General features: G+C 64.4%; 13 protein-coding genes. 6 read left to right on the top strand and 7 right to left on the bottom strand.

Annotated features, from left to right (window positions below; translation table 11 throughout):
* The first annotated feature begins 89 nt into the window (after positions 1-89).
* Together V7787_RS43310 and V7787_RS43305 are read left to right on the top strand one after the other, a co-directional pair.
* Entirely contained in the window at positions 90-1,052 is a 963-nt protein-coding gene (locus tag V7787_RS43310; RefSeq protein ID WP_336093825.1) for an MBL fold metallo-hydrolase, read from the top strand.
* 163 nt (positions 1,053-1,215) lie between these two features.
* A complete protein-coding gene (locus V7787_RS43305) occupies positions 1,216-2,391 on the top strand; it encodes a GGDEF domain-containing protein (protein WP_336093824.1) in 1,176 nt (391 codons plus the stop codon).
* 140 nt (positions 2,392-2,531) lie between these two features.
* Here the strand turns inward: V7787_RS43305 and V7787_RS43300 are convergent, their stop codons facing one another.
* The gene (locus V7787_RS43300) at positions 2,532-2,915 is read right to left on the bottom strand and encodes a VOC family protein (RefSeq protein WP_336093823.1); all 384 of its coding nucleotides are present in this window, start codon (positions 2,913-2,915) and stop codon (positions 2,532-2,534) included.
* A 522-nt stretch (positions 2,916-3,437) separates the two neighbouring features.
* On the opposite strand from V7787_RS43300, the gene V7787_RS43295 reads away from it, so the two are divergent.
* From V7787_RS43295 to V7787_RS43280, 4 genes are all read left to right on the top strand, one after another.
* Complete coding sequence (locus V7787_RS43295) at positions 3,438-3,896, top strand: hypothetical protein (protein ID WP_336093822.1); 459 nt, start codon at positions 3,438-3,440, stop codon at positions 3,894-3,896.
* 237 nt (positions 3,897-4,133) lie between these two features.
* Entirely contained in the window at positions 4,134-4,592 is a 459-nt protein-coding gene (locus tag V7787_RS43290; protein WP_336093821.1) for a hypothetical protein, read from the top strand.
* A complete protein-coding gene (locus V7787_RS43285; RefSeq protein WP_336093820.1) occupies positions 4,589-8,356 on the top strand; it encodes a peptidoglycan-binding protein in 3,768 nt (1,255 codons plus the stop codon). The genes V7787_RS43290 and V7787_RS43285 overlap by 4 nt, the downstream gene beginning before the upstream one ends.
* Positions 8,357-8,430: 74 nt before the next feature.
* The gene (locus tag V7787_RS43280; protein WP_336093819.1) at positions 8,431-9,126 is read left to right on the top strand and encodes a histidine phosphatase family protein; all 696 of its coding nucleotides are present in this window, start codon (positions 8,431-8,433) and stop codon (positions 9,124-9,126) included.
* Between the two features lie 108 nt (positions 9,127-9,234).
* Here the strand turns inward: V7787_RS43280 and V7787_RS43275 are convergent, their stop codons facing one another.
* The 6 genes from V7787_RS43275 to V7787_RS43250 form a co-directional block, all read right to left on the bottom strand.
* Positions 9,235-10,173: a HEAT repeat domain-containing protein gene (locus V7787_RS43275; protein ID WP_336093818.1), complete on the bottom strand. Its 939-nt coding sequence runs from the start codon at positions 10,171-10,173 to the stop codon at positions 9,235-9,237.
* A gap of 104 nt (positions 10,174-10,277) precedes the next feature.
* Positions 10,278-11,117 carry a peptidoglycan DD-metalloendopeptidase family protein gene (locus tag V7787_RS43270; RefSeq protein WP_336093816.1) on the bottom strand — a complete coding sequence of 280 codons (840 nt, stop codon included), beginning with the start codon at positions 11,115-11,117 and terminating at the stop codon, positions 10,278-10,280.
* A gap of 201 nt (positions 11,118-11,318) precedes the next feature.
* Positions 11,319-12,164: a peptidoglycan DD-metalloendopeptidase family protein gene (locus tag V7787_RS43265; protein ID WP_336093815.1), complete on the bottom strand. Its 846-nt coding sequence runs from the start codon at positions 12,162-12,164 to the stop codon at positions 11,319-11,321.
* A 165-nt stretch (positions 12,165-12,329) separates the two neighbouring features.
* Positions 12,330-13,136 (bottom strand): peptidoglycan DD-metalloendopeptidase family protein, encoded by an 807-nt coding sequence (locus V7787_RS43260; RefSeq protein ID WP_336093814.1) that lies wholly within the window; start codon positions 13,134-13,136, stop codon positions 12,330-12,332.
* Positions 13,137-13,533: 397 nt separating this feature from the next.
* On the bottom strand, positions 13,534-14,328 hold the full coding sequence (locus V7787_RS43255; RefSeq protein ID WP_336093813.1) for a peptidoglycan DD-metalloendopeptidase family protein: 795 nt from the start codon (positions 14,326-14,328) through the stop codon (positions 13,534-13,536).
* Positions 14,329-14,774: 446 nt separating this feature from the next.
* The coding region (locus V7787_RS43250) for a 2-oxo acid dehydrogenase subunit E2 (protein ID WP_336093812.1) at positions 14,775-15,462 on the bottom strand (688 nt) is incomplete at its 5' end.

Below are 15,462 nucleotides of genomic sequence, written 5' to 3'. Positions count from 1 at the left end.
GGCGGCGCCGGCTTGCCGACCAAAGCCGCATCGCGGCCATGACCTGGCAGGGCATAGACTCGGGGCAGCCGCCGCCGGATGCTTTCGCCATGAACATCGCCCATCGATCCTCCGAACACGATGCCGACTCGCCCGGCATCGTCACCGTCGATACCGGCTTTCAGCGGCCGATCTTCGATGCCGCGTACCTGCTGGTGGAACGCGGCCGCGCCGCGTTCGTCGATTGCGGCACCCAGCATTCGATTCCGGCCTTGCTGGCGGCGCTGGACGCGCAAGGGCTGACGCCGTCGGACGTGGATTGGCTGATCCTGACCCACGTGCATCTGGACCACGCCGGCGGCGCCGGCGCATTGATGCAGCGCTTGCCCAACGCGCGGCTGGTGGTGCATCCGCGCGGCGCGCCGCACATGATCGATCCCTCGCGCCTGGTCGCCGGCGCCACCGCGGTGTACGGCGAGGAGGAAATGGCGCGCAGCTACGGCGAGATCGTGCCGGTGCCGGCCGAACGCGTGGTGATCGCCGCAGACGGCCATGTGGTCGATCTGGCCGGGCGCCCGCTGCTGTGCGTGGACACGCCCGGACATGCGCGCCATCACCTGTGCGTGTGGGATCAGCGCAGCCGCGGCTGGTTCACCGGCGACACCTTCGGCTTGTCGTATCGCGAGTTCGATTCGCCGCGCGGCCCGTTCGTGCTGCCGACCAGCTCGCCGGTGCAGTTCGAACCCGAACCGTTGAAGGCATCGATCCGCGCGCTGCTGGCGCGCGATCCGGCCTGGGTGTTTCTGACCCACTACGGCCGGGTCGGCGATGTGCAGCGGCTGGGCGCGGAGCTGATCGAACAGATCGACGCGATGGTGAGCATGGCGCGGCAAGCGCATGCCGCCGGCGGCGACCGCCACGCATCGCTGACCGCGGCCTTGGCCGATTACTACGCCGCCCGCGCGGCGGCGCACGGCAGCCCGCTCGACGATGCGCAGGTGCGCGCGGCCTTGGCGATCGATGTCGAACTCAATGCGCAGGGCCTCGCGGTTTGGCTGGATCGCGCGGGTTAGGTTCGATGGGCGGCGCGGATTGAACCCATGCGCTGCCCGCATCGGCGGGCCCGGTGACGGCCGGCGCCGGCAATGCGTCAAACGGCGCGCGCCGTCACGGCTGCTGAACGCAACTGCGGTAGCCTGAACCGGCACCCGTAACGATGCTTGATTCCGATCGCCGATGACCATCGTGCCGTTGCGTATCCCACCGTCGCAGTCTCCGTCCGATCCGGTTCTGCCCGGTTCGGCCGAACTCGGCTCGATCCCGCCCGGCCCGGCGTTAGCGACCTGCGGCGACGAACCCGAGCGACTGTCCGCGCTGCACGCTTACGGCCTGCTCGACAGCGTCGCCGAACCGGCCTACGACGATATGGTCCGCCTGGCCGCGACCTTGTGCGATACCTCGGCGGCGGCGATCGCCTTGCTCGATCAGGAGCGGGTCTGGTTCAAGGCGCGCCACGGCATCGAACCCACGGAGTTGCCGCGCTCGCTGTCGATCTGCAGCCAGCTGATCTGGGAAGCGCGGCCCGATCGATTGACCCTGATCGACGACGTTACCGGCGACCCGCGCTTCGCCTCGCTCGGGCTGACCTTGGAAGACGGAAAACCGCTGCGCTTCTACGCAGGCGCGCCGCTGTTGAGCCCGGACGGCCATCCCTTGGGCATGATTTGCGTGCTCGATGCCCAGCCACGCGTTTTGCGCGCGGCGCAGCGCGAAGGCCTCGCGGCGTTGGCGCGGCAAATCCAGCACCTGTTCGAACTGCGCCGCTATGCGCTGGAGCAGCAGCGCCTGCTGTCCGAGCGCGAAGCGTTCGCGCGCCAGCTCGAAAGCGCGCAGGCCGATCTGCAGCGCCGGCACGAACAGCTTCAGCACAGCGCCAGCCACGACGCCTTGACCGGCCTGCTCAATCGCGCCGCGCTGAGCCAATTGCAGGGCAGCCCCGACGCGTGGTCGCGCCTGGGCCGCGGCGCCTACACCTTGATGCTGATCGACGTGGATCACTTCAAGCGCGTCAACGACCGCCACGGCCACCTGCTCGGCGATCGCGCCTTGCGCGCGGTGGCCGACTCGGTCGCCGCGTCGATCCGCGAAGGCGACATGGCGGTGCGTTACGGCGGCGAAGAATTCCTGGTCGTCTTGCCTGGCACCCGCCTGGCCACCGCGGCCGAAGTCGGCGAACGCATCCGCCAACGCGTCGCCCGCTCGGCGCTGCCGTTCGCGCTGACCGTGTCGATCGGCGTGGCCGGAGGCGAACCGGGCAGGGATGAGCCCGAGCAAGTGTTCGATCGCGCCGATCAAGCCTTGTACCGAGCCAAAGCGGCCGGACGCGATCGGTTGGTGGTCGACGACAGTTGAGCGGCGTCGTCTCCCGCTACGGGTAACCTAGGCACACCAACAAAATCGCGGCATTCCCCACACCCATCATTCCGGCGAAAGCCGGAATCCATTTTGACTTTGCGCCCGGCGCTAGCGCAGAGCCGCTTTACCGGCGACCGCTAATCCCAAACGTTAGGCGGCGTCCCCAACTCCGGATGCTTCATCCGCACAATGCAGAACCGATGCCCCGTCGGCGCCTGCATCACCCACCAACGCTTCACGAACCCGACCCGAGTCGCGCCGAGCTTTTCCAGACGCGCCGCTTCCGCATCCAGATCGTCGCTCTCGATATCCAGATGCACACGCGAAGGATGCGAGACCTTCTGCACTTCCACATGCAGCGAGCCCGCCGCATCGGCCAGTTGCGCGTACTGCGCGCCGTCGTCGTCGTAGGTTTCGACCCGGGCCAAGCCGAGCGCGCCGCTCCAGAACTCGGCGGCGGCGTCGATCTCGCCGGTTTCGCAATCGATGATGAAGCCGGCCAGGCGGCTGCGGTGGGCCATGGCGGTGGGTCCGGTTTGGGGGTTGAGTCAGGGTGACGGGTTGCGGGTGGGGAGGGAAGTGCCGGGTTCGGTGTGTGCCGCTCGCGCGACGTCCAGGGCCCGCGGCGGGCCGAGGGGCTCTGCGGCAATATCCGCGGCGTACTTAGCCTTGCCGGGTTTATTCAGTGGAGCAGGAAATGTGCCTGAAAATCGCTTGAGAACAGCAAGGGTCAACATGTTCTTGTGAGAAATCGAAGTTCGGCCCGAAAACTTCGATGTGTCAGAAATACTCGGACTTGACGGCACTAGTGGCCCGTATCAATCTCCCGGTGGAAGACGACGTAGACATGCCAGCTGCGGAACCTCCCGGTTGGAGCGCTTCGCGTCAATCGACAGCAGCCCGTATCGTCCAGGATGTGCGATCAGAGGCTTGACACGGACAGTTCATATGCTTGATTTCTGCCGACCATTGCAATCCGTATCTCCGCGCTTTCTGCGCGTACCGGCGTGCCTGGCGTATGTGCTGACACGGAGCGCTAAAAAATGCCGTTTCTGAACGAATTCATTCCCGCCGCGGATGTCGAGAAGTACGACCTCAAAGCTATCAACGCAAAGTTTGTGGTTGGTAGAACCAATGCGCGAGATTGGACGGTAGATCGCGATCGCGATATCTATCTGCGCAATGTTGCGACGGGTGCCGGGGCTGAGCCGGAACTCCGTAATCAGACCACCTGGACATTCTATTGGCATGGCGAATTGCTAACTCTTCGCCTCGACCTGCTTGACGCCAGCGGTGGGCCGGGAGAGCCCGGCTGGTCGCATTGGAAGTTGGTTTGGCTCAATGGCAGTAGCGGATTGCCGCTGCACTTGGAGCAGTTCAGAGGCCAGATTATTGGGGATTTGAGAGAAGCCTTGACGGCGTATCAGGGATCTGGCGTCTACTCCGCTGACTACTCTGAGTACAGCATCACGTTGGAGATTGGAGAGGAGTGTGTGCTGTGACAAGGCCGCTCGTAGCGGGGATGGCAGCAAAGTTCTTACAAAACAGCCCGGCTGAATACCCCGCACCACAGAAGCCGCAGCTTGATGTGCTGACAGCCTGGGGCGACCGAGGGCGCTCCAGAGTCGCCAAGCGGGCGACTAAGTTGAGTCAACCTGTGGCTCCTGGCGGCATCGTGCACTATCAAAACAATCGACGCAGCGGCGAGCCCAGGCTATCTAATAACACGGAGTCTTGAAATGTCGTTTGTTAATGAATTCATATCTGATGAGGACGTCGAGAAGTATCGGATCGAAGAAATTGATGAAAAATTTGTATCCAATGGAACACGAGCAAGGGATTGGACGATTGACCGTGATCGAGACGTTTATCTCAGAAATGTCGCTATAGGCGGCGGGGCTGAACCAGAACTTCGAAACAGAATGTCATGGACGCTCTATTGGCACGGCGATTTGATTGTCCTGCGGCTTGATCTGATATCCGGAGGGGAGGATGCGGACGGTGCGGGATGGGCGCAATGGAAGCTCATGTGGCTCAATGGCAGCAGCGGTTTGCCCTTGCACTTAAAGGAGCAGAGGACGCAGATTCTTGCGGACCTTAAAGATGCGCTAACCGCGTACAGAAGCTTCGGCATCTACTCGCGCGAGTGGCCGAGCTATCAAGTCATCCTTGAGGTTGATGAGGGGTGCGTGATATGACCGATGCGCTGACTGCTGATGAAGCAAAAGCGCTTCTTCGCCGCTACCCAAGTGAATACGCAACTCCAGAGAAACTTCGAGCGTTAGCCGCGCAGTTGGACGCAGACAGTCCGGGCCGACTCACCGTCCTCTACAGTGGGCAAACTGCAAAAGGAGTGTGGTCTTCAGATGTGGTCGACAGCATGGTGGAATCCAATGAGGACGTTCGCGTCATCAATAGAAGTCAAGCGGCGCAGTTCTTCAAGTCCCGCGAATTCTACCATGCAGTAGCGAAGGCTCACGGCTTAGCTGACGCGGAGCAACTAGTTCTCGGAAACTATCGTGGTCCCGCCAGTGATTGGCTCTATCACCCCACTGAAGGTCCGTGGGCGGACGCGTCCGCCCGCTTTGCGGACAAGACGATCGGTGAGGTGCGCGCCATCGTTAGCGATGCTCAGCCTGCGCGGGTTTTCGGCGCGATTGAGGTGCCGCATATACTGGCGAATCATAACGTTACCACCGTGGAAGAAATTCCGCGTGCAGTGCTGGTGGCGCGTCAAACCACACATGGTGATCAGACTGCGTTTGAAATGATCGTTGCACGATCCCGCGAAAATGTCGGTCGGTTGCGCGTAGTGATGGACGATGAAGGCAAGCCACTGAAAACAGGCGAAGGCCCGATTCAGATGGATAGCCGCGAGTACTTCGTCGGAACGCAGATTGAAGGTGTGACTCCCAGATTTACTGCGGTAACCCGACCGCTAGCCGAGAGCATGAACCCGCCCACCGAGTACGTTCTGGCAGGACAACAGCATCTTAGCGACTGGCAAGCGCAGGTCGCACAGGCCGAGCGCGCCGTAGAGGGCGCAAGGACTGCCCAAATTAAGCGCGTGGGCGCCGCGGTCGGCCTGGGTATAGCCGCCAGCGCCTACGACGCGGTACAGACCGGGTCTCGTGTGGAGACCCGCCTCGCGCAAGAAAACCCACTGGCGGCCCAGTCGGAACTGACGCACTATGCCGCGCGCGGCACCGGCGGTTGGATCGGCGGTAGCGCCGTGGGCTTGGTTGCCACCGCAGCCAGTACGGGGCCGGGTGTGGTCGGCTTCATCGTCGTCGGCGGCGCGGCCATGGCCGGCGCGCATGTGGGCGAGCACGTCGCCAAGGTGCTGGACAGCTACAAGACCTTCAAGCAAACCGATCTGCAGGGTGTCGCCTGGGAGTCCAACGGGCTGCAATGGGTTCGTCAGGATTTGGGCGATATGCTCGATGACGGCGTAGACAAGCCGGTGAAGCAGGCCTTTTCCGCCGATCCGGAAAAGACCGCTGAGCTGAGCTATCGGGCCAGCAACTCGGCAACGGAGCTGGCGATAGGGAGGTTGGAATCGCCGCGCAATCCGTTCGCGCACGCGGCAGCGGACAGCGATCCACCGAGTTTGCGCCGCGCCGATTGGGAGCGTAATCCGCAATCGGGTGCATGGGAGCGCAAGGTTGTCGAGGGTTTCGAGCAGCCCGGCGTGCCGATGGTTCGAGTCGATACGGCTACCCCCGAGCGTGCGGTGGAGTTGGATCGCGCATCGCAGCAGGTGATTCGCGACAACATCGCCAACGGTCCGGCGCCGATGGCCGCTCGCTATGAGATGGTGCATCGGAGCGAGTACTGGGAACGGTTCGGCGCGATGCCGCCTTCCATTGAATCGGCGCTGCGCGACGATTCGATGGTGGCTTCGGACGGCAAGCTGTACCAGCGCACGGCCGACGGGCAGTGGCAGCGCAATGGCGAGTCGGTGGTGGCCGCGGGGAATTTGCGTCAAGAGTTGGAAAGCACGCGCGCGCAGTTGCAGCCGCAGTTGGAGCAACACAGGCAGCAAGTGGCTGCGATTCCGCCGCGGCAGCTGCCGAGGCTGGAGGACATCGAGCGTAAGGACTTGCTGGCGACGTTCAGGGTGCACGGCGTCGAGCCCAATCCGGAACGGCTTGAAGCGACGCTGGAAGCGGTAAGGCGCACGCAGCAGGAGTATGGAGTCGCGCCGCTGGCGACGTCGTTGCATCTGGCGCTCAACGCGAGTGGCAAGTTCGATGTCGACAGCCCGATCGAGCACATCGGCCGCGGCGCCGACGGCGCGAACCGCGTCTACGCGGTTACCAGCCCGCTGGAAGTGCAGATGGCGCTGCTGGATATCCGTTCGCCGCCTCCCACCACGCCGGACGCGCCGGAGTTGCGGATCGCTAACTTGTCCGCGCAACAGTTGGCTGCGTTGGAACAAGTCGTTCGCGAGGCCAATCGCTTGGGCTTGAAGCGGGACGATGTGCAGGACGCGGCACGGCAAGCGGTAGCGGGCGCGGCGGATGGCGAACCTGAGATCGTCATAGACGCGGCCGTCGCGGATCGTCTGCGTCCGCAACCCAAGCCAGAAGCGTCGCCCGCGCCGGAAGCGCCGTCGCCCGTATTGGTCAAGCCGGTGGTTGCCGAGCTTGCGGCGGATAAGATGCGGGAGCAGCAGACGGGCAATCCATCTGTCGAGAGTTTGCGCGCATCGTCCGCGCCCCTGGATGTCGCTCAGCGGAGCGCTGGCATAGCCACCGCCACTCCATCGGTTTCGCCGTCGGCTAGCGAGCCGAAGAACACCAAAGTGTGGGCCGAAGAGGGATCGCAATCGGTACCGAAGCCAACCGAGCCCACGCCGGTTGCCGCTCCGCTGGCTGAGGCGACAAAGCAAGACGCTTTGGAAGCGAAGGCGCCGGCACCCGCACCACCGCCCGCGCCAGCGCCAGCGCCGGCGCCCGAGGCGCCGGCCCAGGTGTCGTCTACGCCTGTACCGCAAGCAGCGGCGGCCGACAACGCGCCGTCGCCGGACGACGGAGCTTTGCGGCGCGGCGACCGCGGCCAAGACGTGGAGATGCTCCAGTATCGATTGCAACGGGTGGGCTATCGCGGCCCCGATGACGCGCCGGTGCCGGAGCGTGGGAACTTCGACGCCGCAACCGAATACGCCGTGCGCCAGCTGCAACGCGACCACGGCTTGCCTGATACCGGGCGGGTCGATCCGGATACGGTCCAGGCGTTGGCGGTGGCGCAACAGGTCAAGATCGAATTGCAGAAGGCCGCCAGTTTGGATCCGGAAGCGAAGGCCGCGACCCAAAACAGACCGGGCACTTCAGAGTCCGAGGTGCGGGAACCGACGTTAGCGCAGCCGAAGCAACCCGCGACCGTTGCAACTGAGCCCGAACGCCAAAGTCCGACCGCTCCGGCCACGCATGAGCAGCGTACTGTTGAAAGCATCGCGGCCCCATCGCCGCCAAACGCGGAGCCGCAAGCGGTCGTAGCCGAAGATCGTGCAGCCACTATGGTCGTTTCCCAGGCACAGTCGACTTCGCGCGAACCGCAACGCGGCCACGGCGGCGCCGGCGAAAGCGAGCGCGCGCTCGGCGATCGGGTGAATGCGGATCGCGATATCGCAAGCTTGTCCCCAGCCGACCAAGCCATGTTCGCCAAGATTCGCGGCGGCGCGCCGGCCAGCGTGTCGGACGAAGTCGTCGCCAAAGCGATGCTGGAAGCCAAGCGTAACGGCATCCCCGATGCGGAACGCGTGGGGCAGGTAGGCATGGCGGATGGGAAGCTATGGGTCGGCAGCGTCACGCCCGGCTTCTATGCAGCGGCGAGCGTGAATGGCCCGGTGCCGTCGATGCAAGACACACTGAAGGAAACCCAGGTGGTCAATCGGCAACTGGCTCAGGAATCGGCGCAACGCGGGCCGGATGATCCCAGCCGCGGGCCGAAGATGTAGCTTCGCCTTGAAGACTGCAATGAAATGAAGCAAGGCCGCGAACAGACGCTTGGTTGCTACCGAGAAAATAACCCATGACGCCGTTGAAACTGATACTGATTCGACATGGTGAGTCGGAAGGGAATGTCGACAAGAAGAAGCATCTCGAACTAGCGGATCATGCCATTTCGCTCAGTCAGAAGGGCCGGCAGGAAGCTTTGTCTGCAGGCGAATGGCTTGGGCGGTATTTTCTTGAGAACAACATGCCCGATACGCGCACTCGATTCTGGGTGTCGCCTTACAAGCGGACTCGACAGACGGCCGATGAAGTCATTCGCGGCATCAATGCGGTGGCGGCGCAGGTTGGCGAGGAACGCAAGGCCAAGTTCTTGTTCGACAGAAGAGAACACATCAATCTTGTCGAGCAGCAGTTCGGCCTCTTCGACGGGATTCCGGAGGACGAACTGTCGGAACGATTTCCTCTGGAAACGGCTCACTACAACAAGCAGCTCGAACATGAGGGCCGGTTCTGGGCGAGGATGCCATTGGGAGAGAGCAGGTTCGATGTTGCCGTCCGCGTTCACCAGGCGTTCGGTACCTTTCATCGCGATTACGACAAGAAAGGCATCAATCAAGTGGTCATCGTTAGTCATGGCGTGACGATCCGCGCTATCCTGATGCAATGGCTGCATCGCTCTTTCGAATGGTTCGAGCAGGAGCGCAACCCAAAGAATGCCTCGATCCACATGGTCCACGGACAAGATGATCAAGGATGCGTCTTTTCCCCTTAGGCCATGAGTGGGACGCCTGATATGAATGATCGTGGCGGCCCCAAGGTTTAATCGCGCTTGTCGCGTGAGTCGAGCCGCTGACGAGCGAAGCTGAAACCCGTCGTGCCCTCAGTTCCGCGGATACTCCCGCTCATGCCCATCCCCGTCGACCACCTGTTCGGCGGCCTTCCGATACAACGCATACTCCCCACGGCTCATCGCGAAATTCTGCAACGCGAACACCGCCGAGTTGCGCGTCTCCGCGTCGCTGCGCGGGTCCACAGCGATAGCCAACAGCGAATCCTTGAGCCGGTCCGAACGCGTGCCCGAGGCGGTGATGCCGGCGATCGCGGCCTGCCGCACGCTCAGGTCGCTGTCGAGAATCGCTTGGTGCAGGATGTCTTCGTTGTTGCCGCTCTTGTTCCATTGCACCGACTGCAGAACGCTGCTGGCGCGCACCGCCGGGTCGGCGTGGCGGCGCAGCGATTCCAGGCGTTCGAGCACGGGCGCGGCGTCTTCGCTGGCGATCACCGCCGGCGATAGCATGTCGACCAGTTGCTTGAGCATGGCCGGGTCGCGTTCGCCCTGGATTTGCTTGGTCAGCAGGTCGCGGACTTCGGGTACGTCCAGTGAGAACGATTTGAGCAGGTCCAGGCCGCTGCGGCGTTGCTCGGGGTCGCTGCTGGCGGCCATTTGCTGGCCCAGCCGCAGCACTTCCTGATTGGCCACGCCTTGCAGCACGGCCAGCAGCGCGCCGCGTTTGTCGAGTTCGGTTTCGAAGCCGTAGTCGCGCAGCAGTTCGCGCAGGTAGGCGGGGTCGCGGCGGGCGCGTTGGGTCATGCGGTCCAGGTTGTCGCCCGCGCGCGAGGGGTTGCCGTAAGCGGCGTGCTGCGCTTGTGCCGGTGTCTGTGCGAACGGTTCGAAGGTCTTGCGGGGACCGCCGGCGACGGTGGCTGCATCGCTGTGGTGGGGCGCGGGCGCGGCGGATGCGCGGGTGATCGAGTGACCGATCACGCCGCCGGCCAAGGCGGCGGCCAGCAGGGCCAGGCTCAATTGAAGTCGGTTCATGCGCGCGGTTCCGTAATGCGTCGATGCGTTTGCTGGCTTCGGTCGGTTCGGCCGATTCGGGGCGGCGCGTGCGCCGCCCCGTTGGGTCGCGGTACTGCCGTGGATCAGCAGTCCGGTGCGACGCGGCCGTCGGAACCGGTGAAGGTGTAGACGTCGGGGATGTACTTGTTGCTGCCCGCCGGTGCGATGTTGTTCCACAAGGTGCTGGTGCCGTAAGTGCCGGTGACGCTTTCGCCGTTCTTCTGGCAACGGATGACCACGTCGCTGCCGTTGGCCAGCGAGCCGACCGCGCTGTAGCTGGTGCCCGGGCCGGAGCGCACGTTCAGGGCCGAGCCGCTGGTGCGCACGGTGCCGGCGTGGCCGCCGGGCGTGCTGCCGCAGCTGTTGCGGCTCTTGTAGGCGACTTCGTACTTGTCGTACACGATCTGCGAGCCGTTCCAGACGATCTTTTGGCTGGCGTTGTTGAGGCGTTGTTCGAAGTGCAGGTGCGCGGACATGCCTTCGTTGCCCGGGCGGGTGGTCTTGCCGAGCGTGCCGATCTTCTGGCCCTGGTTGACGTTGGCGCCGTTGGCGACGGAGATGCTGTCCAGGTGCGCGTAGTAGGTGGTCCAGCCGCCGCCGTGGTCGATCACCACCAGCTTGCCGTAACCGGTGCCCGGGTGCGGGTTGTAGGTGGTGGCCTTGCCCTTGGCCGATGCGACCACCGGCGAGCCGAGGTCGGCGTTGCTGAGCGGGCGCGGCTTGTGGTTGAGGTCGACGGCGTAGCGCAGGCCGTGGCCCTCGTAGGTGTCGCCGTACCAGGTCTGGTTGCAGGCGAACGGCATCTGGAAGTCGGGCCGCGCCGCATGCGCGGTGCTTGCGGTCATGCCGATGAGGGCGACGGCGATGCCGGCCAGTGCGCTGTGCGCGCGTCGGTTGAAACGCGGGGTGCTGAGACGATTCATTTCGATAACCTCTTTGAGCGATAGGTTGGGCGATTCGTCGACGCCGCCGATACGTGGGTGCCGAGGCGGTGTTGGGTTCGAGCTGCTGCGTTGGACGTGATGCGCGGTGCTGCCTGTTGCGGTGTTGCCTGTTGCGATGCCGGCCCGGGCATCGGCGCGCGAGTGCTTGCGCGCTGTGTCGATGCCCGGGACGATCGGGGGTTAGGGGCAATCCGGGGCGACGCGGCCGCTGGAGCCGGTGTAGGTGTAGGCGTCGGGCACGTACTTGTTGCTGCCGGCGGCGCCGATGTTGTTCCAGACGTTGCTGGTGCCGTAGGTGCCGCTGATCGATTCGCCGGTCTTCTGGCAGCGGATCTTGACGTTGGTGCCGCTGGCGACCGATCCGACTACGCTGTAGCTGGTGCCGGGACCGGAGCGGACGTTGACGTCGGCGCCGTAGGTGTTGACCGTGCCGGCGGCGCCGTCGGGGCCGGTCACGCCGCAGCTGTTGCGGCTCTTGTAGACGACTTCGTATTGGTCGTAAGCGATCTGCGAACCGTTCCAGACGATCTTCTGGCTGGCGTTGTTCAAACGCTGTTCGTAATGCAGATGCGCGGACATGCTTTCGTTGCCCACCCGCGTGGTCTTGCCGAGCGTGCCGATCTTCTGCCCTTGCACGACGTTGGCGCCGTTGGCGATGGCGATGCTGTCCAGGTGCGCGTAGTAGGTGCTCCAGCCGTCGCCGTGATCGATCACCACCAACTTGCCGTAGCCGGTGCCCGGATGCGGATTGTAGGTGGTGGCCTTGCCCTTGGCCGAGGCGACCACCGGCGCGCCGATGTCGGCGTCGCTGAGCGGGCGCGGCTTGTGGTTCAGATCCACCGCGTAACGCAGGCCGTGGCCTTCGTAAGTGTCGCCGTACCAAGTCTGGCCGCAGGCGAAGGGCATCTGGAATTCGGGCCGCGCCGCATGCGCGCTGGTGGCGGTCAGGCCGAACGCGGCCAGGGTCAGGGCGACCAGCGCGGCCGGCGAATGGCGCTTGCTGCGCGCGGTGTCGAAACGATTCATTACGGAAACCTCTTGAGCGAAATTGGAGTGACTCGTAGAGGCCCCGGGTACGTGGGTGCCGAGGCATTGCGGTGTTGCGTCTATCGAGCGTGTTGCGGCGTTGCTGGCGGTGAGGCTTCAGCGCGTTGATCCACGCGTCTTGTCGAGGCCGCGGCCGCTACGGGATTACGGACAAGTCGGAGCGATCTGCCCGCTGGCGCCGGTGAGCACGTAGGAGTCGGGAACGTACTGATCGCTGCCGCTGGGGCCGACGTTGTTCCACAGGTTGCTGGTGCCGAAGGTGCCGCTGATCGATTCGCCGGTCTTCTGGCAGCGGATGTTCACCACGGTGCCGTTGGCGAGCGAGCCGATCACGCTGTAGCCGGTGCCGGGACCGGAGCGCACGTTCAAGGCGGTGCCGCTGGTCTTGATCGTGCCGGAGTAGCCGCCGCCGCTGCCGCCGCAGCTGTTCTTGCTGGTGTAGTTGCGCTTTTCGAAGTAGCGCAGCGCCACGCCGTTCCACGCGGCCTTCTGCACCACGCCGTTGTAGATCTGTTCGTAGTGCAGGTGCGGGGCGAGGTCGTACTTGGCGCTGGTGTTGCCGACCAGACCGATCTTCTGGCCCTGACTGACGCGATCGCCGACCGACACCGCGCGCGATTGCAGGTGCGCGTGCAAGGTCTTCCAGCCGCCGCCGTGATCGATCACGACGTAGTTGCCGTAGCCGGTGTTGGTGGAATACACCGAGGTGACCACTTCGCCGGCCGCCGAAGCGACGACGGTGGATCCGGCGGTGGAGCCACTGTTGGCGGGACGGTTCATGTCGACCGAATTGGCCGGCGAATGGCCGTCCCAGGTGTTGGCGACCCAAACGTCGTTGCAGGCGAAGGGCATCTGGAAATTCGGCGCGGCCTGAGCGACGTTCGCGGCGAACAGGCAGGACGCCAAGGACGCCAGGCAGGCGGCGGGTGCTCGGCGTGAGAACTGGTTCATGGGGTTTCCTTGCGAGTGGGGTGACGATGATCCGGACGATCCGGCGCCGACGGCCCCTGGGTAAGCGGGCCGGCGGGCCGGGCGTCGCGGCGATGACGCTAGCGTTATTCCTAATTTTCCAGCGGATGAATTTTTTATTCCTTGACGCCGGCAAGAAGCCGAGCGTGATCGCCGTCGCGGCCGATCGAAACGCTTTGCAACCTGTCGTTTAGCTGTCGCGCGAGAAGGGCCGTAAAGGCCTCGGGTACGTGGGTGCCGAGGCGGTGTCGCATTCGCTCGGTAGTGCGATGCGATGAGATGCGGTCCGGCGATTCGCTGCGTCTTGGGTTTCAGTCCGTTTGCGGGTCGGCGCGCTGATCTGTGCGCGTCTTGTCGTTGCCGCGGCGGTTGCGATGGATCAGCAATCCGGAGCGACGCGGCCGTCGGAACCGGTGTAGGTGTAGGAGTCGGGAATGTACTTGTTGGTGCCGGCCGGGCCGATGTTGTTCCAGATGTTGCTGGTGCCGTAGTAGCCCGCGACCGAATCGCCGGTTTTCTGGCAACGGATGGTGACGCTGCTGCCGTTGGCCAAGGTGCCGACCGAGCTGTAGCCGGTGCCGGGGCCGGAACGCACGTTCAGTGCGGCGCCGTTGGTCTTGACCGAGCCGGCCACGCCGCCGCCGCTGCCGCAGCTGTTCTTGCTGGTGTAGTTGCGCTTTTCGAAGTAACGCAGGGCCACGCCGTTCCAGACCGCTTTCTGCACCGCGCCGTTGTAGACCTGTTCGTAGTGCAGGTGCGGGGCGAGGTCGTACTTGGCGCTGGAGTTGCCGACCAAACCGATCTTCTGACCCTGGCGGACTTGATCGCCGACCGACACCGCGCGCGATTGCAGATGCGCGTGCAAGGTTTTCCAGCCGCCGCCGTGATCGATCACGACGTAGTGGCCGTAGCCGGTGGTGGTGGAATACTGCGAGATGGTGACCTTGCCGGCCGCGGACGCGACGACGGTGGAGCCGGCGGTGGAGCCGCCGCCGGAAGGACGGTTCATGTCGACCGAATTGGCCGGCGAATGGCCGTTCCAGGTATTGGCCACCCAGACGTCGTTGCAGGCGAAGGGCATCTGAAAGTTCGGCGCGGCCTGGGCGGCGTTCGCGGCCAACAGACAGCTCGCCAGCGACGTCAGTGCCAGCGCGCGGCGCGGGAAATGCTTCATGGTATTTCCTCGTTGAATGATGGAAGGCGATCCGGAAGTTCCGGTCGGTTGCGCTCCGGCGCCGCATGCCATGCCAGGGAGCAGGGGGCGCGTGGCGCCGGAGTCGCACGGCGACGCTAGCGGTATTCCCGATGCGCGTGCGTTGCGAATTTTTTGTTCCTGGACGCCGGCTAAATCGCGAGCGTGATTGCAGTCGCGATCGATACGACAGCGCATGCAAAGCTGTCGCTCAGCTGTCGCGAATTTCGGCCAAAAACCGCTGAAAAAAGCCGTGTTTGCGCGAAATGAAAAAAATAGCGCGGCGTATTTGCTGTCGCCTACCTGTCATCGCGCGTTGTGCGCGAGTGCCGCGAGCCGTGGTTTCGTCGCGGTCAACGCAGCGCCTCGTTGCGAGGCGCGCGCGGCCCCTGCGCATGATGCGCGAGGGGCGGGTGTTGCGTGGTCGATCAGTTGGCGCGGGCCAGATCGTCGATCATCGCCTTGAGGAAACGCGCCGCTTCGCCGCCGGTGCAGGCGCGGTGATCGAAGGTCAGCGACAACGGAATCACCTTGTGCGATTCGAAGCCGCCCATCACCGGCGTCATCTGATGACGGCCCTTGCCGGCGGCGATGATCGCCACCGTCGGCGGCACCACCACCGGCGTGGCGTAACGGCCGGCGAACATGCCGAAGTTCGACAGCGAGATGGTGTAGCCGGTGAGTTCGGACGCGGGAATGCTGCGGTCTTCGACCTGCACGCGCAGGCGGTTGATCGCTTCGCGCACGCCGCGGGTGTCGAGCACGTCGGCGTTGCGCAGCGCCGGCACGAACAAGCCGTCGTCGGTATCGACCGCGATGCCGATGTCGACGTGCGGATGCAGGGTGCGGGTGAGCTTGTCGCCGTCGAACCAGGCATTGAGCGCGGGCACGGCCTTGCAGGCGGCGACGATCGCGCGGACCAGACGGCCGGTGATGTCGTTGCCCGGCGCCCAGGCGTGGATGTCGGCGTCGTCGGCGAGCGTGGTCGGCACGACCTTGCTGTGCGCGTCGGCCATCACCCGCGCCATGTTGCGGCGCACGCCCTTGAGCTGTTCGGGTTGGCCGGTAACGGCCACGCCCGGCGGCTGGGTGCGCATCGGACGGCCGGACTGCGAC

Source organism: Pseudomonas sp. CGJS7 (assembly GCF_036961695.1).
The sequence above is the reverse complement of the archived record's forward strand: the minus strand, read 5'-3'. Positions and strand labels throughout refer to the sequence as shown.